At 66.6% G+C, this 21,166-nt stretch carries 18 protein-coding genes; 9 read left to right on the forward strand and 9 right to left on the reverse strand.

From position 1 onward, the window contains the following. Positions 1-59: 59 nt before the first annotated feature. Genes hpaE through ACFTR6_RS09370 form a run of 3 tightly spaced genes read right to left on the reverse strand, consistent with a single transcriptional unit; the run spans position 60 to position 3,767 of the window. Positions 60-1,574 carry a 5-carboxymethyl-2-hydroxymuconate semialdehyde dehydrogenase gene (gene hpaE, locus ACFTR6_RS09360; RefSeq protein ID WP_377957697.1) on the reverse strand — a complete coding sequence of 505 codons (1,515 nt, stop codon included), beginning with the start codon at positions 1,572-1,574 and terminating at the stop codon, positions 60-62. A 14-nt stretch (positions 1,575-1,588) separates the two neighbouring features. Then, complete coding sequence (locus ACFTR6_RS09365; RefSeq protein ID WP_087873360.1) at positions 1,589-2,293, reverse strand: GntR family transcriptional regulator; 705 nt, start codon at positions 2,291-2,293, stop codon at positions 1,589-1,591. Next, the gene (locus tag ACFTR6_RS09370) at positions 2,286-3,767 is read right to left on the reverse strand and encodes a fumarylacetoacetate hydrolase family protein (RefSeq protein ID WP_377957698.1); all 1,482 of its coding nucleotides are present in this window, start codon (positions 3,765-3,767) and stop codon (positions 2,286-2,288) included. The genes ACFTR6_RS09365 and ACFTR6_RS09370 overlap by 8 nt, the downstream gene beginning before the upstream one ends. Positions 3,768-3,993: 226 nt before the next feature. Here ACFTR6_RS09370 and ACFTR6_RS09375 point away from each other — a divergent pair, with 226 nt between their 5' ends. Together ACFTR6_RS09375 and ACFTR6_RS09380 are read left to right on the forward strand one after the other, a co-directional pair. Then, entirely contained in the window at positions 3,994-5,904 is a 1,911-nt protein-coding gene (locus tag ACFTR6_RS09375; RefSeq protein WP_377957699.1) for an FAD-binding monooxygenase, read from the forward strand. Positions 5,905-6,116: 212 nt separating this feature from the next. Further along, on the forward strand, positions 6,117-7,589 hold the full coding sequence (locus tag ACFTR6_RS09380) for an APC family permease (protein WP_377957700.1): 1,473 nt from the start codon (positions 6,117-6,119) through the stop codon (positions 7,587-7,589). An 18-nt stretch (positions 7,590-7,607) separates the two neighbouring features. Here the strand turns inward: ACFTR6_RS09380 and ACFTR6_RS09385 are convergent, their stop codons facing one another. Beyond that, a complete protein-coding gene (locus ACFTR6_RS09385) occupies positions 7,608-8,315 on the reverse strand; it encodes an AmiS/UreI family transporter (protein WP_377957701.1) in 708 nt (235 codons plus the stop codon). 196 nt (positions 8,316-8,511) lie between these two features. Here ACFTR6_RS09385 and gdhA point away from each other — a divergent pair, with 196 nt between their 5' ends. Beyond that, on the forward strand, positions 8,512-9,849 hold the full coding sequence (gene gdhA / locus ACFTR6_RS09390) for an NADP-specific glutamate dehydrogenase (protein WP_377957702.1): 1,338 nt from the start codon (positions 8,512-8,514) through the stop codon (positions 9,847-9,849). A gap of 31 nt (positions 9,850-9,880) precedes the next feature. Here gdhA and ACFTR6_RS09395 read toward each other — a convergent pair whose 3' ends face one another. The 3 genes from ACFTR6_RS09395 to ACFTR6_RS09405 form a co-directional block, all read right to left on the reverse strand. Further along, complete coding sequence (locus tag ACFTR6_RS09395) at positions 9,881-10,846, reverse strand: helix-turn-helix domain-containing protein (protein ID WP_087873146.1); 966 nt, start codon at positions 10,844-10,846, stop codon at positions 9,881-9,883. Between the two features lie 152 nt (positions 10,847-10,998). After that, entirely contained in the window at positions 10,999-12,060 is a 1,062-nt protein-coding gene (locus ACFTR6_RS09400) for a D-TA family PLP-dependent enzyme (protein ID WP_377957817.1), read from the reverse strand. 81 nt (positions 12,061-12,141) lie between these two features. Continuing rightward, a complete protein-coding gene (locus ACFTR6_RS09405; RefSeq protein ID WP_377957704.1) occupies positions 12,142-12,732 on the reverse strand; it encodes a TetR/AcrR family transcriptional regulator in 591 nt (196 codons plus the stop codon). A 119-nt stretch (positions 12,733-12,851) separates the two neighbouring features. On the opposite strand from ACFTR6_RS09405, the gene ACFTR6_RS09410 reads away from it, so the two are divergent. Both ACFTR6_RS09410 and ACFTR6_RS09415 read left to right on the forward strand, forming a co-directional pair. Further along, positions 12,852-14,858, forward strand: a complete 2,007-nt coding sequence (locus ACFTR6_RS09410; protein ID WP_377957705.1) for a primary-amine oxidase — start codon at positions 12,852-12,854, stop codon at positions 14,856-14,858. Between the two features lie 204 nt (positions 14,859-15,062). Further along, a complete protein-coding gene (locus ACFTR6_RS09415; RefSeq protein ID WP_377957706.1) occupies positions 15,063-15,437 on the forward strand; it encodes a hypothetical protein in 375 nt (124 codons plus the stop codon). A gap of 107 nt (positions 15,438-15,544) precedes the next feature. Here ACFTR6_RS09415 and ACFTR6_RS09420 read toward each other — a convergent pair whose 3' ends face one another. Then, entirely contained in the window at positions 15,545-15,964 is a 420-nt protein-coding gene (locus tag ACFTR6_RS09420; RefSeq protein ID WP_076799141.1) for a DUF1761 domain-containing protein, read from the reverse strand. A 140-nt stretch (positions 15,965-16,104) separates the two neighbouring features. Further along, positions 16,105-16,653, reverse strand: a complete 549-nt coding sequence (locus ACFTR6_RS09425; RefSeq protein ID WP_377957707.1) for a flavin reductase family protein — start codon at positions 16,651-16,653, stop codon at positions 16,105-16,107. A gap of 260 nt (positions 16,654-16,913) precedes the next feature. Between ACFTR6_RS09425 and pstS the strand changes: the two genes are divergently transcribed. The 4 genes from pstS to pstB all read left to right on the forward strand — a co-directional run bounded on the left by pstS (position 16,914) and on the right by pstB (position 21,047). Continuing rightward, positions 16,914-18,035: a phosphate ABC transporter substrate-binding protein PstS gene (pstS, locus tag ACFTR6_RS09430; protein WP_076799139.1), complete on the forward strand. Its 1,122-nt coding sequence runs from the start codon at positions 16,914-16,916 to the stop codon at positions 18,033-18,035. A 118-nt stretch (positions 18,036-18,153) separates the two neighbouring features. Continuing rightward, complete coding sequence (pstC, locus tag ACFTR6_RS09435) at positions 18,154-19,086, forward strand: phosphate ABC transporter permease subunit PstC (RefSeq protein ID WP_076799138.1); 933 nt, start codon at positions 18,154-18,156, stop codon at positions 19,084-19,086. After that, positions 19,087-20,196, forward strand: coding sequence for a phosphate ABC transporter permease PstA (gene pstA / locus ACFTR6_RS09440; RefSeq protein ID WP_076799137.1), 1,110 nt, complete (start codon positions 19,087-19,089; stop codon positions 20,194-20,196). 71 nt (positions 20,197-20,267) lie between these two features. Next, positions 20,268-21,047: a phosphate ABC transporter ATP-binding protein PstB gene (gene pstB / locus ACFTR6_RS09445; protein WP_076799136.1), complete on the forward strand. Its 780-nt coding sequence runs from the start codon at positions 20,268-20,270 to the stop codon at positions 21,045-21,047. Positions 21,048-21,166: the final 119 nt, after the last annotated feature.

The raw sequence follows: 21,166 nt of genomic DNA on the forward strand, positions 1-21,166 counted from the left end.
AGATGTCGTTTTGGAGCGTCAAAACGACAACAAATGCGAGCTAGTTGGGTTGGGATGGCTTAGGCGCCGAATTTTGGTGTGTGGACAGCGCCGAGCGTGATGTGGACTGCCTGCTGGTCGGTGTAGAAATCGATGGAGCGGTAGCCGCCCTCGTGGCCCAGGCCGGAGGCCTTGACGCCGCCGAACGGGGTGCGCAGGTCGCGGACGTTGTGGCTGTTCAGCCACACCATGCCGGCCTCGACGTTCTGCGAGAAGTTGTGGGCCCGGGTAAGGTTCTGGGTCCAGATGTAGGCCGCCAGGCCGTACTTGGTGTTGTTCGCCAGAGCCAGCGCCTCGTCGTCGTTCTCAAAAGGCGTGATGGCGACGACGGGACCAAAGATCTCCTCCTGGAAGATCCGGGCGTCGGGAGCGACGTCGGCGAACACGGTGGGTGCAATGTAGTTGCCTTCCGGGAGGCCTTCCGGCCGTCCGCCGCCGGCGAGCAGCCGGCCTTCGGACTTGCCGATCTCCACGTAGGAGGCCACCTTCTCGAAGTGCTCCGGGTGGACCAGGGCACCCACCTGGGTCTTGGGATCGTGCGGGTCCCCGACGACGATGTTCCTGGCGCGGGCGGCGTACTTTTCGCAGAACTCGTCGTAGATGGCGCGTTCGACGAGGATGCGGGAGCCGGCGGTGCAGCGCTCGCCGTTGAGGGAGAAGACGCCGAACAGGGCGGAGTCGATCGCGGCGTCCAGGTCGGCGTCGGCGAAGACGACGCAGGGGGACTTGCCGCCGAGCTCCATGGAGAGGCCCTTGAGGTTGGCGGCGGCGTTGCGGAAGATCGTCTGGCCGGTGGTGGTCTCGCCGGTGAAGGAGATCAGCGGGACGTCCGGGTGCTTGACCAGGGCGTCGCCGGCTTCCTCGCCGAGTCCGTTGACCAGGTTGAAGACGCCGTCCGGCAGGCCGGCTTCCTTGAAGATGGTGGCCCAGAGCGAGGCGGACAGCGGGGTGAATTCGGCGGGCTTGAGGACCACGGTGTTGCCGGTGGCCAGGGCCGGGGCGAGCTTCCAGGACTCGAGCATGAACGGGGTGTTCCACGGGGTGATGAGGCCGGCGACGCCGATCGGCTTGCGGTTCACGTAGTTGATCTGCGAGCCGGGGACCTTCATGGCGTCGTCGAACTGGGCCACGATCAGGTCCGCGAAGAAGCGGAAGTTCTCCGCCGCGCGCAGCGCCTGGCCCTTGGCCTGGGTGATCGGCAGGCCGGTGTCGAAGGTTTCGAGTTCGGCGAGGCGGGATTCCTGGGCCTCGACGGCGTCGGCGATCCGGTTCAGGACGCGGGCACGCTCGCGGGGCTTCATCTTCGGCCACGGGCCGCTGACGAATGCTTCACGGGCGGCGGCGACGGCGAGGTCGATGTCCTCCTTCTGGCCGGCCGCCGCGGTCGCGTAGTTCTGGTTGGATACCGGGTCCAGAACGTCGAAGGTCTTCCCGCCGACGGAATCGACGAACTGGCCGTTGATGTAGTGCTGGATGTGGGTGGGGAGGTTCTCGGGAACGTAATGCTTGGCTGCTGTTTCTACAGGAGTCGTCATCGTTGAAGTCCTAACTAGTGCTTGGTTTGGGAGAGGTAGGCGTCGAGGGTGGCGCTGCGGTGGAGCCGTGCCGCTTTTTCGATGGTGTCGGCGTCGGCGTTGTTTTCGATGAGCTGCAGGAGCGCCTCGTGTTCCTCCACGGATTCCTTGGCGCGGCCTGGCACGAAGCGGAAGGTCGAGGACCGCAGGGATGCGAGCCGGTTCCAGCCGCGGTGGACGAGGTCCAGGATGTGCGGGTTGGGGCAGTGTTCGAACAGGACGCTGTGGAAGTCCTGGTTGAGCTGGGTGAACCGGACGGGGTCGAAGTGCTGGAGGCATTCGCGCATGTCCTCGTTCACGGCGCGGGCCCGGGCGATGTCCGCCGCACCGATCAAGGGGGCGGACAGCGCGGTTGCTGCACCTTCCACGATGCTGAGGGTCTGCATTGTGTAGAGGTATTCGGTGGGGTCGATGCCGGAGACGGTGGCGCCGACGTTGCGTTCGAACTTCACCAGGCCCTCGGCCTCGAGCCGGCGGATCGCTTCGCGGACCGGGACCACGCTAAAGCCGAGGTCCTTGGCGATGGCGGCCAGGACCAGCCGGTAGCCGGGAGTGTAGGTGCCCTCGACGATCCGTGCCTTGATGGCCTGGTAGGCCTGCTCGGACTTGCTGCCGGGGGAGGCCGTGGCGCCGACGCCGGATGCGGCAGCCGTTGTAGGGGCGGTGGCCGTCTCAGTCATTTGCCTTGCCTGCTTCCCATTCCTCAAACTTCGTACGCCATTCCGCGTTGAGCGGGTACAGGCCGTCCACACTGTGGCCCTGTTCCACCATTTCGGCGATGAAGACCTCTTCGCGTTCCTGGGCGAGCGAGTCATCGGCGACCTCCTCGGCGATGGCCGGGGGGATCACCAGGATGCCGTCCGCGTCGGCCACGATGATGTCGCCGGGCTGCACGGTGGTGCCGCCGCAGGCGATGGTGATGTCCGTGTCCCACGGGATGTGGCGCCGGCCCAGCACTGCGGGGTGCGGGTTGGAGTAGTAGGTGGGCAGTTCCATGGCGGCCACGGCCGAGAAGTCGCGGACGCCGCCGTCCGTGATGATGGCCGCGGCGCCGCGGACCTGCGCGCGCAGGGCCAGGATGTCGCCGATGGTTCCGGTGCCCTTCTCGCCGCGGGCTTCCATGACCAGGACTTCGCCCTCGTTGACGGAGTCGATGGCGCGTTTTTGGGCGTTGAAGCCGCCGCCGTGGGTCTTGAAGAGGTCTTCCCGGTTGGGCACGTAGCGCAGGGTCCGGGCCAGGCCTACCACTTTGCGGTCCGGCCGGGTGGCGGTCAGCCCGTCGATGCTGACGTTGTTGAGGCCGCGCTTGCGCAGCTGCGATGACAGGGTCGCGGTGCAGACAGATTCGAGCTTCGCCTTCAGTTCGGGGGAGAGGGCAGGTCCGACGGCGGCACTTGCGTCGGCAGGAAGGCCGGCGGCCTCCCGCGAACCATACGCCTCTTCCCGCTGCAGGTCATCGGCCTTGGGCTGGGCACCAAAGTCAGCGAACGCCGTCGTACCTTCCTCAACAGTGGTGACCAGCCGCCCGGTGGTGAGGCCGCCGTCAGCCGTGCTGACCTCCACCTCCAGCACGTCACCGGGCACGGCGACCGAGGCGCCGGCGGGGGTGCCGGTGAGGATGATGTCCCCCTCTTCAAGGGTGAGCAGCTGGGAGAGGTCCGCCACGAGCCGGGCGAACGGGAAGAGCAGGTCTTCAGTGGTGTCGTCCTGGACCAGTTCGCCGTTGTGCCAGGTGCGGATCCGGAGTTTGGCGGGGTCGACGGCGTCTGCCGGAAGCAGTGCCGGGCCCACCGGGGTGAAGCCGTCACCGCCCTTGGACCGGAGGTTGGAGCCCTTGTCCGCGTAGCGGAGGTCGTACACGCCGAGGTCGTTGCTGGCCGTGACCGCGGCGACGTGGCTCCACGCGTCCTCGATCCCGACGCGGCGGGCGGCCTTGCCGATGATGAGCGCGATCTCGCCCTCGTAGCCGAGGAGTTCGCAGCCGGCCGGGCGTTCGACGGCGGTGCCGCTTAGGGACAGCGAGGACGACGGCTTCAGGAAGTAGGAGGGCTGCACCGGCGTCCGGCCGCGCTGGGCTGCGCGACTGGGGTAGTTGATGTGCACTGCGATCACCTTGCGTGCCGCTGCCAGGGTGTCACCGTTGACCTGCTCCAAAGCGTTCTCCTCATCAGGTACGAAATCGTATACGAAACATACTGGACCGCTTCGGAGGCTTCGTCAACCCCTGGGTTGGGGAAAGAAAGAGCTTCTTGTGGGTCCGGTCGGATGTGACGTACAGTACTGAACCATAGACCACGGTTTCGAATATCGAATCACTTGTTCCGATATAGAACACAGACTTTTGGCGCAAGCCCCCCACACAGTGAAGTGAGGAAAACCCGTGCAGTTCCACCACCACGGTTACGTTTCCGGTGACCCGCGCATTCAGCCGGCCGCCGGCGTCGGCATCAACCGCCCCGAAGAGCTCCCCGACGAGGTCGACGTGCTGATCGTGGGTTCCGGCCCCGCCGGCATGCTCGCCGCCGCCCAGCTGTCCCAGTTCGCGAACATCACCACGCGCATCGTGGAGCGCCGCCCCGGCCGCCTCGCGATCGGTCAGGCCGACGGCATCCAGGCCCGCAGTGTCGAGACCTTCCAGGCCTTCGGCTTTGCCGAGGAGATCATCGCGGAGGCCTACCGGATCACCGAGATGGCGTTCTGGAAGCCGAATCCGGAGAACCCGAAGCACATCTACCGTGCAGCCCGCGCGGTCGACGACGAGATGGGCATCAGCGAATTCCCGCACCTCATCGTCAACCAGGCCCGTGTGCTGGACTACTTCGCCCGGGTCATGGCCTATTCGCCGACGCGGATGACCCCCGACTACGGCTACGAGTTCCGCAGCCTCGAGGTGGCGGACGCGGGTGAGTACCCGGTCACCGTCACCCTGGTCCGCACCGCCGGCGAACTGGCGGGCCAGGAGCGGGTCGTGCGGGCCAAGTACGTGGTCGGCGCTGACGGTGCCCGCAGCAAGGTCCGGGAATCCATCGGCTGCACGCTCGCCGGTGACCAGGCCAACCACGCCTGGGGCGTCATGGATGTCCTCGCCGCCACGGACTTCCCGGACATCCGCACCAAGTGCGCCATCCAGTCCCACGACGGCGGCAGCATCCTGCTGATCCCGCGCGAGGGCGGGCACCTGTTCCGCATGTACGTCGACCTCGGCGTCGTGCCGGAGGACGACAACGGTGCCATCCGCAAGACCACGATCGAGCAGATCATCGCCCACGCGAACCAGATCCTGCAGCCGTACACCCTGGACGTCCGCAACGTTGCCTGGCACAGCGTGTACGAGGTGGGCCACCGCCTCACCGACAGGTTCGACGACGTCCTGCCCGAAGAGCGGAACAGCCGCACGCCGCGCGTCTTCATCACCGGCGACGCCTGCCACACGCACAGCGCCAAGGCCGGCCAGGGCATGAACGTGTCCATGCAGGACGGCTTCAACATCGGCTGGAAGCTCGGACACGTGCTCGAGGGCCGCAGCCCGGAGTCGCTGCTGGCCACGTACTCGGCCGAGCGCCAGGTCGTTGCGAAGGACCTGATCGATTTCGACAAGGAATGGTCAACCCTCATGGCCAAAAAGCCCGAGGAGTTCAGCGACCCCTCGGAGCTGGAGGACTTCTACGTGCGCACCGCCGAATTCCCGGCCGGCTTCATGACCGAGTACGCGCCGTCAATGATCGTGGCCGAGGCGAAGCACCAGGAACTGGCCACTGGCTTCCCGGTCGGCAAGCGCTTCAAGTCCGCGCCCGTGCTCCGCGTCTGCGACACCAACCCGCTGCAGCTGGGACACCAGGCAAAGGCCGACGGACGCTGGCGCATCTACGTGTTCGCCGACGCCGCCGAAGCCGGCACCCCGTCGCCCACCACCGACTTCGCGCACTGGCTGGAGAGCTCGCCGGAGTCCCCGCTCGCGGCGACGCCGGAGGGCGCCGACGCCGATGCCTGGTTCGATGTGAAGGTCGTCTACCAGCAGGACCACCGGGGCATCGACATCAACGCCGTCCCGGCCGTGTTCAAGCCGGAGGTGGGGCCGTTCAGGCTCACCAACCTTGAGAAGGTCTACGGCGCGGACCCGAAGGCCGACATCTTCGACCTGCGCGGCCTGGACCGCGGCGGCGTTGTGGTGGTGGTCAGGCCGGACCAGTACGTGGCGAATGTCCTGCCGCTGACGGCGACGGCGGAACTGGGCGCCTTCTTCGCACAGTTCCTGCCGGCCCGCCAGGGACTGGTCGGCAACCACGCCTGAGCCGTCACAGCTGAAAAGTGAAAACTGCCGGGGGGCGCGAACGCCTCCCGGCAGTTTCCTTTTTCCCTTCCGGCCATGCATGTGCGCTCAGGCACAACAACTGATCGCTGCCAGACAAGCCCCGGCGGCCGGGGACTGCCAAGCTGGAATCCGCGGTGCGAGGCCTTTGCCGGCACCCCTCCCCAACGCTCATGACCGTTAAGAAGGATCCAATGAGTATTTCAAATTCCGAATCCCGGACCGCAGAAGCAAGCCCGCGCAAGGAGCAGTCCACCGCACTTCGCGCGGGCAGCATCGGCGTTCTGGGCATTCTCTTTTTCGTTCTTTCAGCCCAGGCCCCGCTGACCGGCATCGTCGGCGCAGCCCCGCTGGCGGCTGCCCTCGGCAATGGTGCCGGGGCACCGGGCGCTTACCTGATCGTGGGCATCGTCATTGTCATCTTCGCCGTCGGGTTCGTGGCCATGAGTCGGAAGGTGCAGGCGAACGGTGCTTTCTATGCCTATATCACCGCCGCGTTCGGCAGGAAGACCGGTGCAGGCGCGGCCTGGCTGGCACTGCTGGCCTACAGCACTGTGCAGGCCGCCATGTACGGACTCTACGGTGCGGCTTTTTCCGGGCTGCTGGCTTCGGCCGGCGTGACCGTTCCCTGGTGGCTCCTCGCCGTCGCCACCATGGCAGGCGTGCAGGTGCTGGGCTCGATGAACATCGAGCTGGGCGCCCGCGTCCTGGCTTTCCTGGTGGGCCTGGAAGTGGCGATTCTGCTGCTGTTCGGCTTCACCGTTCTGTTCAAGGGCGGCGGCCCGGAAGGGCTCAACATGGCTGCGTCCTTTTCCCCGGAGGCAATCGCCAGCGGAGCTCCCGGCGTTGCGATCATGTTCGCTGTGGCCTCCATGTTCGGCTTCGAGTCAACGGCCATCTACTCGGGTGAGGCCAAGGACCCGCACCGGACAGTGGCGCGGGCAACGTACCTGTCGGTCGGGATCATCGCCCTGTTCTTCGCCTTCATTACCTGGATGCTGGTGAGCTTCTACGGCCCCTCGCACGTCATCGACGCTGCCGGCGCTGCCCTGGAGTCCGGAGATGCGACCTCCTTCGTGATCGGGCCCCTGGTTGAGCTGTTCGGCCCCTGGGCCGGCGTCACTGCGGGCGTCCTTCTGGTGACGTCGCTCCTGGCAGGCATCATCGCCTTCCACAACGGCATCAACCGCTACCTGCACTCGCTTGCCCTGCGGGGTTCGCTGCCCGCTGTCCTCGCCCGGACCAACACCCACGGCGCGCCGGCCTCGGCAGCCTGGGTCCAGACGACGGTGGCCGTGCTGCTCGTGGCTCCGTTCGCGGTGCTGGGCATGGATCCCGTGCTGACGCTCTTCTCGTGGTTCAGCGGGCTTGCTGTTGCGGCACTGCTGGTGCTCTACATGCTCTGCTCCCTGGCCGTCGTCGCATTTTTCCGCCGCGAACGCGTGACTGGCCAGCTCTGGCAGACCCTGATCGCGCCGGCCGTTGCCTCGCTGCTCCTGGCATGGGTCCTGTATCTGGTGGTCAGCAACTTCACGTCCCTGATCGGCGGAAGCGGCGAAACGGCCACGGCACTGCTGGTTGCCGTCCCCGTGATCTTCGTGGCCGGAGTGCTGGCGGAAACCGGAGTGGAAAAGCGGGGGCGGACCGAGCTCCTGCCCGCCTCCTGAGGCTGCCGCCGGCGGCGGCTAACTGCCCGTCGTCGTCTCCAACGGCCCGTTGGGGACGACGACGGCGGGTTGGCGGTCCCGCCGGCCGGCCCGCCGGCCGTCACGCCTGGCAAGGCCGGCGGCCAGCAGCAGAAGCAGGGCGATGCACGCAGCAGCCCCGCCCACCGTTGCGGTGTCGCCGGGCCATTGCCCTGTCATGCCGAGCAGGGCCGGCACTGTTGCTGTGGCCTGGCTGGCCAGGACCAGCGACCAGCCGATCAGCGGCGACAGCCGGCTGCGACCCAGCGCCATAGAGAAGAAAAAGAGCGTCCACAGGTAGGACCAGCAGAGCCACAGCACTGCCAGCAGCGGGTCGCTGCTGAACCAGGCCGCAGCGAGCAGGAGCCCGCACCCGCCCACCATTCCGCTGAACCAGCCAAGGCCCCTGGATCCGAGCCCCAGCAGGAAATCCAGGCCGACGTAGGCGTAGGTCAGGCCGAACAGGAACATGCCCGACGCCGTAAGCAGCGTCGGCTGTAAATGCCCGGCGAGGGCATCCGGGCCTGTGCTGCCCGGATGCGTGAGGGCCGGATGCGCGACGGCCAAGTACGTGACGCCCAACAGCAGCTGCAGGCCGCCGATCACCAGGCTAAATACGGCTGCATCGCGGCGGGGGAGCGCGCCCAGCGTTGCCAGGCCGTTGATCAGCAGTGCGGCACCCGAGAGGAGGAGGCAAAGGTACGGCATCAATCAGCCTTCATCGCATACTGCATTGCCCGTATTTCCGTAATACGAAATCTTACTGTCATAATACGGATAATAAAGCATGTTTAGCCCGGCCGCTTAACGGCTCGCGGGCCGAATCGGTTAGGTTGAAAGCTCAACTGTAGGGCGGCCGGCGATGTACTCCCAGGCCGCCGGCCGTCGAAGTAAGGAAAGATTCATGGATGCACGGCTGGAGGCCATCAGGGATACCGTCCTGGCGCGGAATCCCGGCGAGTCCGAGTTCCATCAGGCCGTGGGGGAGGTCTTCGAAAGCCTTGGCCCCGTCCACGACCGGCACCCCGAGTTCCTTGAGGCCGCCATCCTGGAGCGTCTCTGCGAGCCGGAACGGCAGATCATCTTCCGGGTGCCGTGGACCGATGACCAGGGCCGCGTGCAGATCAACCGCGGCTTCCGCGTGGAGTTCAACTCGGCGCTGGGCCCGTACAAGGGCGGCCTCCGGTTCCACCCGTCCGTCTATCTCGGCATAGTGAAGTTCCTCGGCTTCGAGCAGATCTTCAAGAACGCGCTCACCGGCATGCCCATCGGCGGCGGCAAGGGCGGCTCCGACTTCGATCCCCGCGGCCGGAGCGACGCCGAGGTGATGCGGTTCTGCCAGTCGTTCATGACTGAGCTCTACCGGCACATCGGGGAGTACACCGACGTGCCGGCGGGTGACATCGGAGTGGGCGGCCGCGAAATCGGCTACCTCTTCGGCCAGTACAAGCGCATCACCAACCGCTACGAGTCCGGGGTCCTGACCGGCAAGGGAACGTCCTGGGGCGGTTCGCTGGTGCGGCCCGAGGCCACCGGCTTCGGCACGGTGATCTTCACCCAGGAGATGCTCAAGACCCGCGGCTCGTCCTTTGACGGGCAGCGCGTGGTGGTTTCCGGCTCCGGCAACGTGGCCATCAACGCCATCGCCAAGGCCCAATCACTTGGTGCCTCGGTGGTGGCCTGCTCCGACTCCTCCGGCTACATCGTGGACGAGGCGGGAATCGACGTCGGCCTTCTCCGCCAGATCAAGGAAGTGGAGCGCGGACGCCTCAAAGACTACGTTTTGCGCCGCTCCGGCGTTTCCTACGTGGAGGCCGGCTCCGTCTGGGATGTCGACGCCACCGTCGCGCTGCCGTGCGCCACCCAAAACGAGCTCGACGGCGATGCTGCCGCCCGGCTGGTCCGGAACGGCCTGCTCGCCGTCGGTGAAGGCGCCAACATGCCTTCCACCCGGGCCGCTGTGGCAGTGTTCCAGGAAGCGGGTGTGCTTTTCGGGCCGGGAAAGGCCGCCAATGCAGGCGGCGTAGCAACTTCGGCGCTGGAGATGCAGCAGAACGCGAGCCGCGACTCCTGGTCCTTCGAGCACACGGAAGAGCGCCTCACGGACATCATGGTGGGAATCCACCACCGCTGCGCCTCCACCGCGGAAGAGTATGGCGAGCCCGGCAACTACGTGCTGGGCGCGAACATCGGCGGCTTCGTCAAGGTGGCGGACGCCATGCTGGCGCAGGGTCTGATCTAGGCGGAGGGCCTGATTTAGCAGCCGGCTGCTTCTAAGCTGCGGCGCCGCGGCGCCAGTCGCTGGGGGATACGCCGAAGGCCTCCCGGAACGTGCGGCTAAAGTGCGCCGCGTCCAGGAATCCCCACCGCGCCGCGACGGCACCCACGGAGGTGCCGGAGTGCAGCGGATCCCGGAGGTCCCGGCGGACCCGTTCCAGCCGGCGGCTGCGGATCCAGCTGGCAACCGTGCTGCCGGACTCGTGGAAGACGTTGTGCAGATGGCGGGTCGAAATGAAATGCGCGGCCGCAATGCTGGCAGGCGAAAGCTGGGGGTCGGCGAGGTTTGCCTCGATGTAGTCACGGGCTGACGTTGCCAGCAGGGCCTGCGGCTTCATGCTGTCCGCGGCCAGGTCGAGCTCCGAATGGAGCATGGTGGAGACGAGATCCAGGGTGTTGGCCACGAGCCGGGAACCCGTGGGGCCGCTGAGTGCCTCCAGGTTGCCCGCAAGCTGCGTGATGAACGGCCCCACAATGCCCGCCACACCGGATTCGGCGGCCAGGCGGACGGCGGACAGCTGGCCCACATATTCCGGCGGCAGCGACAGGGAGTCGTGCGGGAACATGAGCACCATCATGCGGGCCTGCTCCTCGAACGCCAGCGTGTACGGGCGGTTGGTGTCGTAGATGGCCAGGTCGCCGGGGCGGAGCACGGCCTCGCGGTTGTCCTGGATGAGGAGCCCGGTGCCCTCCAGCTGCAGGTTGAGCTTGAAATAGCGCTGGTCGGATTGGGCAAGAAGCGCCGGAGTGCGGTGGACGCTGTGACCCGAAGCGGACACTTCCACGATGCACGTCCGGTCCAGCACCCTGGAGCGCATGCGGCCGCGGAATTGCTCGGGCCGTTCCGTTTCTGCGGCCAGCGGCACGAAGGACTGCGCCACGAGGTGCCGCCAGTGGTCAAAGGAGGTTGCCTCGCTGGAGGTGAGGGTCTGGTCCGCGGGGCGGGCTGTGCTTGCTGGCATGAACGTTCCTGACGCAGGTTGGCTGTCTGCTGACGGGTCCCCAACACTGTGTCCTGCGACACAGTCATTTCAGGTTAGCGGCGATGCTGCGGGCCCGTCATCTTTTTTCAACACATGGGGAAAAAAGATTTTCCGTGAACAAGAGCGGACCCTCACCTGTTCTTTCCCCGGGCGGCCACCGTCCAGCGGTCCACGAGGGCGCCGCCCCTGACCACTGCGACGTCGTCCACCAGGTTCATCGCCAGGCACACATGGTTGGGAATGACGCGCAGCCGGTCCCCGATGGCTGGCGCCGCAGCAGGCCCGGGCCACTCGACGGTCGCGTGATGCTCAGACAGTGCGGTGATCCGGGCGCCGGGGTAGTCCATCAGCCGCCCGAAGCCGCTGGCCCACGCGGGCCGGTCGCTGCCCAGAACCTTGCTGCCGGCGTCGAGGATGAAACGCGCGGGCCCGTCCGGAGCGGTTGCATGGTGGCTGACCACGGTGGCAGCAACCGTCAATGCGATGTCCCCGGCGGCGCACCGCCCCAGTTCGAGCTGCTGGGCGTCGCCAAAGACGTAAACACCAGGGCGCACCTCGGTGGCGGCCGAGTTCCCTGTCAGCATCGCTGTAGGAGTGGAGCCGCCGCTGCGGCAGGTGACCTCGAAGCCCGCCGCAGCAAGAGTTTCCGACGCCAGGCTCAGGGCCTGCTCCTCCTGACTGGCCGCCTCGACCGGCATGCCCGGCGCATAGCTGTGTCCCGGGAAGGTGAAAACGCCCGCGACCTTGAGTCCGGCCCGCACCGCCGCCTGGGCCACCGGCGTGACAGCCTCCGGGAGAACGCCGCTGCGGTGGTGCCCGCTGTCGACTTCCACGAGGACGCTCACGCTGCCTGCGGCACTTCCCAGGCTGGTCCCCAGTCCCGTTGCCCCCTCGGCGGAATCCACCCCGACGGCGATCTGCGCCGTCTGCGACAGGCGCCGGAGCCGCTCGGCCTTCTGCGCGGAAACCCAAAGGGGATAGGCGATGAAGAGGTTCTGCACGCCGGCAGCTGCGAACACTTCAGCCTCGCCGATGGTTGCCACCGTCAGTCCGGAGGCTCCGGCCGCAATCTGGCGGAGGGCGATTTCGGGAATCTTGTGCGTCTTGGCATGCGGGCGCAGGCCCAGGCCCCGCGAGCGGACGGCCGACGCCATCCGCCCGATATTCCGGTCGAGGATGTCGACGTCGATCATGATTTCCGGCGTATCGATTTCCTGCGGGATGGTCACTGCCGGGTCTCCTGGTTGTGGATCGGATATTGCTGTCCTCAGAGGCTAGCTGGTCAGCAGGGTCAGGAAGCCCTCGAGCTGCCCGTCCAGGCCGAGCTGTGTCTGGCCCTCCGGAAGCAGCGCGGCCGCGATCTGGGCCCCCAGCAGCATGTTGAGCAACTGCCCGGCGAGGCTGTCGTCGTCGACGGCGGTGCTCACGTCGCCGCTGTCCCGCGCCTCCCCGAGGTAGCGGCGGATCGAGTCGAGCCACTCCTGCATCGATTCCCGGTGGATCTGCGCCTTGTCCGGATCGTTGATGGCTTTCTGCCAGAAGGGGATCACGATGCGGGCCTCATTGATCCGTTCCTCATCCAGCGGCAGCACCTCGATGCAGAAGGCCCGCAGGGCCGCCAGTCCCGAAAGCCCGGCGGTGACCTCGGCGATGCGCCGGTTGGTCCGGTTGAAGACGTGGCCGAACGCGAACGTCAGCAGGGTGTCCTTGGTGGGGAAATACGGTTTGAGGGCGCCGTTGGCGAAGCCCGCCTCTGTGGCGATCTCCCGCATGGTGGCACTTTCGATGCCCAGCCGGGCAATGATCCGCCAGGTGGCATCCACCAGTTCCAGCCGCCGCTCGTCGTGGTCAACAATCTTTGGCACGCGGCCGCTCCCCGGTAAATATTTCGCCCAGACTCTTGTGAGCCATCTTACGTTCGCTTATTCTCTACAACTATAGAAAATAAAAACCCGACCCGCCAGGGTCCCTGACAAAGGCCGCCATGACGCTCTCCATCACAGAAACAGCCAGCCCGTTCCGCCTTGCCTCAGTAGCGGAGATCAGCGAGGTGCAGGGCATTCTTCGCTCTGAAGGTCTCCTCGGCCCGGAGAAGCGCATTGCCTACTTGGGGCTGCTGGACCCTGCCCGCAAAACTGACGCCGCCCGTAAAACCGGCGCCGCCCGTAAAACCGGCCCTGCCCGGGAAACAGACCCCGCAGAGGAAGCCGGCAGCGTTGCGGAGGACCGGCGGTTCCGGGTCTTCATCCATGACGTTTCGGGCGCCCGGCCCCAGGACGTCACCGTCTCGGCCACCAGCAGCGAGGTGATCTCCGCCGTCGAACTCGATACCGCTGCCACCGGTGAACTCCCGGTCCTTGAAGAGGAGTTCGAAGTGGTGGAGCAGCTCCTGGCTGCCGACGGGCGGTGGCTGAAGGCGCTGGCTGCGCGGAACCTGGACGCCAGCAAGGTCCGGGTCGCGCCGCTGTCCGCGGGCGTGTTCGAGTACCCGCAGGAGAAGGGCCGCCGGATCCTGCGCGGGCTCGCGTTCCTGCAGGAGTTCCCCGGGGACAGCGCCTGGGCCCACCCGGTCGACGGGCTTGTGGCCTACGTGGACGTGGTCAGCAAGGAAGTCACCCAGGTAATCGACACCGGCGTCTTCCCCGTTCCCGCAGAGCACGGCAACTACACCGATCCCGAGCTGACCGGCCCGCTCCGCAGCACGCAGAAGCCCATCAGCATCACCCAGCCCGAAGGCCCCAGCTTCATGGTGACCGGCGGGAACCACATCGAGTGGGAGAAATGGAGCCTTGACGTGGGCTTCGACGTCCGCGAGGGCGTGGTACTGCACAACATCGCCTTCCGGGACGGTGACCGGCTCCGGCCCATCATCAACCGCGCGTCGATCGCCGAGATGGTGGTCCCGTACGGCGACCCGTCCCCGATCCGGTCCTGGCAGAACTACTTCGACACGGGGGAGTACCTGGTGGGGCAGTACGCCAACTCCCTCGAGCTGGGCTGCGACTGCCTGGGCGAGATCACCTACCTCAGCCCCGTCATCAGCGACGCCTTCGGCAACCCCCGCGAGATCCGCAACGGCATCTGCATGCACGAGGAGGACTGGGGCATCCTGGCCAAGCACAGCGACCTCTGGTCCGGCATCAACTACACCCGCCGGAACCGCCGCATGGTGATCTCGTTCTTCACCACCATCGGCAACTACGACTACGGCTTCTACTGGTACCTCTACCTTGACGGCACCATCGAATTCGAAGCCAAGGCCACCGGCGTCGTCTTCACGTCCGCGTTCCCGGAAGGCGGCTCGGACAACATCTCCCAGCTGGCGCCGGGGCTCGGTGCGCCGTTCCACCAGCACATCTTCAGCGCACGCCTGGACATGGCCATCGACGGCTTCACCAACAGGGTGGAGGAGGAGGACGTGGTCCGCCAGCCGATGGGCGAGGGAAACCCCCGCGGCAACGCCTTCTCCCGGAAGCGCACCGTGCTCACCCGCGAGTCCGGGGCTGTCCGCGAGGCCGATGCCCGCGCCGGCCGGACCTGGATCATCTCCAACCCCGAATCCCGCAACCGCCTGGGCGAGCCCGTGGGCTACAAGCTGCACGCCCACAACCAGCCCACCCTGATGGCCGACCCCGGGTCTTCGATTGCCCGGCGGGCGGCGTTTGCCACCAAGGACCTGTGGGTTACCCGGTTCGCCGAGGACGAGCGCTACCCCACCGGCGACTTCGTCAACCAGCACTCCGGCGGTGCGGGCCTGCCCGCCTATGTCGCGCAGGACCGTGACATCGACGGCCAGGACATCGTCGTCTGGCACACGTTCGGCCTGACCCACTTCCCGCGGGTCGAGGACTGGCCGATCATGCCGGTGGACACCGTCGGCTTCAAACTCCGCCCCGAAGGGTTCTTCGACCGCAGCCCGGTCCTGGATGTCCCGGCGTCCGGCCAGGGGGCCAACCACTGCCATCCGTCAAGCGACCACCGCCATGGCTGAGCGGATTCCGCTGCGGGGGCTCCCGGCATGACTTCGGCAGCAGTTGCCACGCCAGCGGTCGCCCCAGCAGCAGTGGCTCCGGCAACAGTAGGCGGAAGACCTATCTCCGGACGAGCTGCCTCGGGCAGCGTTGTCGGGGGGCCCTTCGGGGGAGCGGAGGGCCGGGCGGCCGGCGCTCGCCTCCACTCCCGAGTCTGCGCCGTGGTGACCGCCGCATCCTGCCTTGCCCACGTGTGGCTGGCCGCCGGCAGCCACCATGGACTATGGCTCAACGCACTGATGCTCGTGATGGTGGCGGTCTGCGTGCCGTGCGCCGCTCACGTGTGGCGCCACAGCAGTCTCGCCGCCCTGCACCGGATCATGGCCTCGGGCGTCGCGATGGCGGCGATCCACGGTCTCCTGCTGCTCGCCCCGGGCGGCTCGGCCCACAGCCACACAGCGGCAGCGCCGGTGGTTCCCGCAGCGTCGGCCGGATCGGAGGGACCCGCTGCCGCCGTGTTGCTGGCGGTCATCGCCCTGGAAATGACGACGGCGTTTCTCGCCTCGACACTCGTGGCCCGCCTCCGCTCCCGCCACTAGCGCGGACTGTCAGGTAATGACTCCAAAACCGAGATTTGCGGGTAGTATCTCCCAGTTCGCGCTTCCGGGGGTCGGCGGAGACGGGGGCCTCAAGTGTCCGCTCGCGCTTAGACGCCGAACAGTCCGATGACCAGGCCCATCACCAGGTAGGTCACGAGCTCATGGGCGCAGTTCAGTGCCGTGAGTCCGGCAGGGCGGCCCTCGAAGGCGTCGTGAGTGATGAAGCGCGCCGCCGTGAAGCCTGCCCACAGTATGACGGCGGTGATGAGCGAATTGCCCAGGAAGCTGCCGCCGTAAAATTCCTGCGCGATGGCAACCGATCCCGCCAGGACAAGGGCGCTGACGAAACTCACTGCCAGGGTGATCAGGATGGGCTTGACGGCATCTTTCGCTTTGCCGCTCGGCGAGACCTTGGCCACGCGCATCCAGTAGTTGCCGAAGACCTTGGGCGTGTACCATACCGACCCGACGACCATGGTGGACAGCGTCGCCACCAGGACCGCCCAGATGTTGATTTCAGGAACCATGTTCCACTCCTCACTCAGTGTTCAGTTGCGGTGTTGCCGGCTGTGCTGCTCATCAGTCTTCTCCCTTCGCCGCCACGCTGCTCGCCCGCTTTCGCGCCGTCCCCTGGACGGTTGCGGTGACGGTGCGCTGACAGAACGCTTCACGGCGCCAGCCGGCGGAACTCCGAGCCGAAGTGCACCAGCGGGTCCGGCGCCTCGGACGGTTCCGCGCCGCTGCCCATCGCCAGCACCTCACCCACAACCAGCAGGTGCGTGGCTGCAGGGTGGACCGAAACGGTGCGCAGTTCGAAGTAGGCGAGGCAGCCGTAGATGACCGCAGATCCGGTGGCAGGTCCGCGGCGGAAGGGCACCTGTGCGAGCAGCCCGTGCAGCGGCGTCCCGGGGCTGGCCAGCCAGGCCGCCGTGCCCTGGTGCTTGCCGGACAGTACGCTCAGCGCCCAGGTGCCCGCCTCCGCCACAGCCTCGCCGATGCGGGACTCCGCGTACAGGCTGACCAGCATGGTCGGCGGGTCGTAGGACACAGAGAGAAAGGCGCTGACCGTGGCGGCGTAGTCCCGGTTCCGCAGCCGGGTCGAAACGACGGCAACCCCGGCGGTGATGTCCGAACTCAGCCTGCGGTACAGGTCCACGCCGGCATCGGGCAGGCCCTCTCCCAGCCGGTGCGCGTCCAGCGGCCCTGAGATCTCCATGGTCCCAATGGTGCCACGTGGGACCCAAGTTAAGGTTGTTAATCCTGTGGCGAAACCACTACGACTGTGGCGCATCCAACGCAATGGCAACGCAGTATCTGTAAGCCAATGGCCCGCCCTCGTTAACCCTGCGTTCACCTTGGACCCCAAAACTTGTTACCTGCGGCCCATAACTTCAGTGCAGGTACAGAAAGTACGAATTCCCGTTCGGACGTCTCCGGTCCGCACCGCATCGAAAAACCCTGGAAGGGGTACATCCAGTGAAGGCACTCCGCTTCGGCCGCCACGCGGCAATCGCAGTTATCGCCGCTGGCGCACTCGCGCTCACCGCCTGTGGTTCAGACAATGCCACGGGCACCGCCCCGGAAGGCAGCGCCCCCGCTGGCGGCGCCAAGGTCACCGGCACCCTGACCGGCATCGGCTCCTCCGCGCAGGGCGCGGCCATGGATGTGTGGAAGACCAACTTCGCCTCCGCCAACCAGGGCGCCACCGTGCAGTACTCCCCGGACGGCTCCGGCGCCGGACGCAAGGCCATCATCGACGGTTCTGCTCAGTTCGCGGGCTCCGACGCCTTCCTCAAGGATGAGGAACTGGAATCGGCCAAGAAGGTCTGCGGCCCCGACGGCGCCATCGAGATCCCGGTCTACATCTCGCCGATCGCCATCGCCTTCAACCTGCCGGACATCACCGAGCTGAAACTGGATGCCCCCACCGCAGCCAAGATCTTCCGCGGCGAGATCGCCAAGTGGAACGACCCCGCCATCGCAGCCCTGAACCCGGACGCGAAGCTCCCGGACCTCGCCGTCACCCCGGTAAGCCGTTCTGACGACTCCGGCACCACCAAGAACTTCACCGAGTACCTCTCGGCTGCCGCTCCGGACGTCTGGAAGGACAAGGCTGACGGCATCTGGCCTGCCTCGCTCAAGGGCGAGAACGCCAAGGGCACCTCCGGCGTCGTCAAGACCGTCACCGACACCCCGGGCGCCGTGACCTACGCCGATGACTCCGCCGTCGGAGGCAAGCTGGGCATCGCCGAGATCAAGGTCGGCTCCGAGTTCGTCAAGATCTCGCCGGAAGCTGCCTCCAAGGCAGTGGACGCCGGCAAGCCGGTTGAAGGCCGCGGCGAAAACGGCGGTGCCATCGAGCTCGACCGCACCACCACCGAGGCCGGTGCCTACCCCGTGGTCCTGGTTTCCTACCACATCGTCTGCTCCAGCTACGACAAGCAGGAAACCGTTGACCTGGTCAAGGCCTTCGAGACCTATGTAGTTTCCGAAGAGGGCCAGAAGGCTGCCGCAGAGTCCGCCAAGTCGGCTCCGATTTCCGCAGCGCTGACCGAAAAGGCCACCAAGGCTATCGAATCCATCAAGGTCAAGTCGTAGCGTTTGACCTGAACGACGAAGTTCCCCGCCCAGCCGACAAGCAGGGCGGGGAACTTAGCCGTGTAAAGCGCGGGTCCAGCACGATTCAATACGAACCATCAACACCGAAGGGCCGGGTATGACCACCACCTCCCTGACCAGCTCCCGAGGCGCAGGCCGCGCCGGGGACAAAGTCTTCTCCGGAGCGGCCCTCGCGGCAGGCTGCCTGATCCTTGCCGTGCTGTTCGGCGTGGCGCTCTTCCTCGTCATCCAGGCGCTTCCGGCCTTCACAGCCCCCGCCGAGGACATCCAGGGCGGGGAGGGCTTCTTCGCCTACATCTGGCCGATCGTCCTGGGCACCCTCATCGCGGCCATCATCGCCCTGGCTATCGCCACGCCGGTGTCCATCGGCGTCGCCCTCTTCATCTCGCACTTCGCTCCGCGCGGCATCGCATCCGGCCTGGGCTATGTGATTGACCTGCTGGCCGCGATCCCCTCCGTTATCTACGGTGCCTGGGGCGCCGCCTTCCTGGCCCCGCAGATTTCGCCCGCCTACGGCTGGCTGGCCGCAAACATGGGCTGGCTGCCCATCTTCCAGGGACCGGCCTCCGCCACGGGCAAGACCATCCTGACCGCCGGCATCGTGCTGTCCGTCATGGTGATCCCCATCATCACGTCCCTCTCCCGCGAGATCTTCCTCCAGACCCCCAAGCTGCACGAGGAAGCCGCCCTTGCACTGGGCGCCACCCGTTGGGAAATGATCAAGATGGCGGTCCTGCCCTTCGCCCGCCCCGGCATCATCAGCGCCGTCATGCTGGGACTCGGCCGGGCGCTCGGCGAGACCATGGCCGTGGCGCTCGTGCTGTCCTCCGGCGCGCTCACCGCCAGCCTGATCCAGTCCGGCAACCAGACCATCGCCGCCGAGATCGCGCTGAACTTCCCGGAGGCCAGCGGCCTCAAGGTGAGCACGCTGATTGCCGCGGGCCTGGTCCTGTTCGTGATCACCCTCGCCGTCAACATGATCGCCCGGTGGATCATCAGCCGGCACAAAGAATTCTCGGGAGCCAACTAAATGACCTCCACCCTGACCCCGGTCCGCAAGCGGTCCGCCCTGACCAAGGGCCAGCTGCCCAAGTACGCGCCCTACGTCGTCCTGGGCATCGCGCTGGTCCTCGGCGCCGCCATCCTCGCGCTGATCGGCTTCAACGCCTTCGGCTGGGGAGTCGTCTCCGCCATTCTCTTTGCCGCCGGCCTCGTGGGATGGAGCGCCGCCGTTGAGGGCTCGCGCAAGGCCAAGGACAAGCTTGCCACCTGCCTTGTGGTGGGGGCCTTCCTGGTGGCGCTGCTCCCGCTGATCTCCGTCATCTGGACCGTCCTGGTCAATGGCATTCCCGGCCTCCTCAACCCCCGGTTCCTCGGCACGTCGATGAACGGCGTGACGGGCGTGTTCGACAACAGGGCGGCCGAAGGTGCCGGGCCCGTACTCGGCGGCATCTACCACGCGCTTCTCGGCACTGTGCAGATCACCCTGCTGGCCACCGTCATCTCGGTGCCGGTGGGCCTCCTGACGGCGATCTACCTCGTGGAATACGGCAACGACCGCCCGCTGGCCCGCGCCATCACCTTCTTCGTCGATGTCATGACCGGCATCCCGTCCATCGTGGCCGGCCTCTTCGCCGCAGCGTTCTTCTTCGCCGTCGTGGGGCCCGGCACCAAAACCGGCGCCGTGGCCGCCGTCGCACTCTCCGTGCTGATGATCCCGGTGGTGGTCCGCTCCAGTGAGGAAATGCTGAAGATCGTGCCCAACGAGCTTCGCGAGGCCTCCTATGCCCTGGGCGTCCGGAAGTGGCGGACCATCCTCAAGGTGGTCATTCCGACGGCGATCTCGGGCATTGCTTCCGGTGTCACCCTGGCGATCGCCCGCGTCATCGGCGAAACCGCCCCCATCCTGGTGACCGCCGGGTTCGCCACGAGCATCAACAACAACGTGTTCAGCGGTTGGATGGCCTCCCTGCCGACGTTCATCTACACGCAGATCCTGAACCCCACGTCCCCGTCCAATCCCGATCCGTCATCACAGCGGGCCTGGGGCGCAGCCCTGGTGCTGATCATCCTGGTGATGCTGCTGAACCTCGCCGCCCGCCTCATCGCCCGGATCTTCGCACCGAAGACGGGCCGCTAGGCCGGACGGCCCTTACGGGCCTGTGCGGCCGCGACTTAGACTCATTTCATACCAGCAAGTTAGGGAACATCATGTCCAAGCGCATCGACGTCAAAGACCTGAACGTGTACTACGGCAATTTCCTGGCCGTCGAAGACGTCAGCATCAACATCGAAGCCAAATCCGTGACGGCGTTCATTGGCCCCTCTGGCTGCGGCAAGTCCACCTTCCTGCGCACGCTGAACCGCATGCACGAGGTGCTGCCGGGTGCCCGCGTTGAGGGTGAGGTGCTCCTCGACGGCGACAACCTGTACGGCCCCGGCGTGGACCCGGTGACGGTCCGCTCACAGATCGGCATGGTGTTCCAGCGGCCCAACCCGTTCCCCACCATGTCCATCCGCGACAACGTCCTGGCCGGCGTGAAGCTGAACAACCAGAAGATCTCCAAAGGCGAGGCGGATGCCCTGGTGGAGCGCTCGCTCCGCGGCGCCAACCTCTGGAACGAGGTCAAGGACCGCCTGGAGAAGCCGGGCTCGGGACTGTCCGGCGGCCAGCAGCAGCGCCTCTGCATCGCCCGCGCCATCGCCGTGGAGCCGCAGGTGATCCTCATGGACGAGCCCTGCTCGGCCCTGGACCCGATCTCCACCCTGGCCGTTGAGGACCTCATCAACGAGCTCAAGGACGAATACACCGTGGTGATCGTGACCCACAACATGCAGCAGGCCGCCCGCGTCTCGGACAGGACGGCGTTCTTCAACATCGCCGGCACCGGCAAGCCGGGCAAGCTCATCGAGTTCGCCGAGACCAGCACCATCTTCAACAACCCGAGCCAGAAGGCCACCGAGGACTACGTCTCCGGCCGCTTCGGATAATCCCCAGCCGCACCCCAGGCACGCACGCTCGCCCGGGGACCCCTGCGGCTGTGGGCCCAGCCACCGGCTCCCAGCCTTCGCAAGCTCAGGCCGGGGCCCTCGCCGGCGTGGGCCCAGTC

Origin of the sequence: Arthrobacter sp. NPDC057009 (assembly GCF_042673905.1) — a bacterium.
Lineage (GTDB): Bacteria > Actinomycetota > Actinomycetes > Actinomycetales > Micrococcaceae > Arthrobacter.

Excerpts from the sequence above, each read along its gene's own strand:
- gdhA (WP_377957702.1), top strand. The coding sequence starts at position 8,512 with ATGGATGCACGGCTGGAGGCCATCAGGGATACCGTCCTGGCGCGGAAT.
- hpaE (WP_377957697.1), bottom strand. The coding sequence starts at position 1,574 with ATGACGACTCCTGTAGAAACAGCAGCCAAGCATTACGTTCCCGAGAAC.
- pstC (WP_076799138.1), top strand. The coding sequence starts at position 18,154 with ATGACCACCACCTCCCTGACCAGCTCCCGAGGCGCAGGCCGCGCCGGG.
- ACFTR6_RS09410 (WP_377957705.1), top strand. The coding sequence starts at position 12,852 with ATGACGCTCTCCATCACAGAAACAGCCAGCCCGTTCCGCCTTGCCTCA.
- ACFTR6_RS09420 (WP_076799141.1), bottom strand. The coding sequence starts at position 15,964 with ATGGTTCCTGAAATCAACATCTGGGCGGTCCTGGTGGCGACGCTGTCC.
- pstA (WP_076799137.1), top strand. The coding sequence starts at position 19,087 with ATGACCTCCACCCTGACCCCGGTCCGCAAGCGGTCCGCCCTGACCAAG.
- ACFTR6_RS09400 (WP_377957817.1), bottom strand. The coding sequence starts at position 12,060 with ATGATCGACGTCGACATCCTCGACCGGAATATCGGGCGGATGGCGTCG.
- ACFTR6_RS09395 (WP_087873146.1), bottom strand. The coding sequence starts at position 10,846 with ATGCCAGCAAGCACAGCCCGCCCCGCGGACCAGACCCTCACCTCCAGC.
- ACFTR6_RS09365 (WP_087873360.1), bottom strand. The coding sequence starts at position 2,293 with ATGACTGAGACGGCCACCGCCCCTACAACGGCTGCCGCATCCGGCGTC.
- ACFTR6_RS09385 (WP_377957701.1), bottom strand. The coding sequence starts at position 8,315 with ATGCCGTACCTTTGCCTCCTCCTCTCGGGTGCCGCACTGCTGATCAAC.
- ACFTR6_RS09380 (WP_377957700.1), top strand. The coding sequence starts at position 6,117 with ATGAGTATTTCAAATTCCGAATCCCGGACCGCAGAAGCAAGCCCGCGC.
- ACFTR6_RS09425 (WP_377957707.1), bottom strand. The coding sequence starts at position 16,653 with ATGGAGATCTCAGGGCCGCTGGACGCGCACCGGCTGGGAGAGGGCCTG.
- pstB (WP_076799136.1), top strand. The coding sequence starts at position 20,268 with ATGTCCAAGCGCATCGACGTCAAAGACCTGAACGTGTACTACGGCAAT.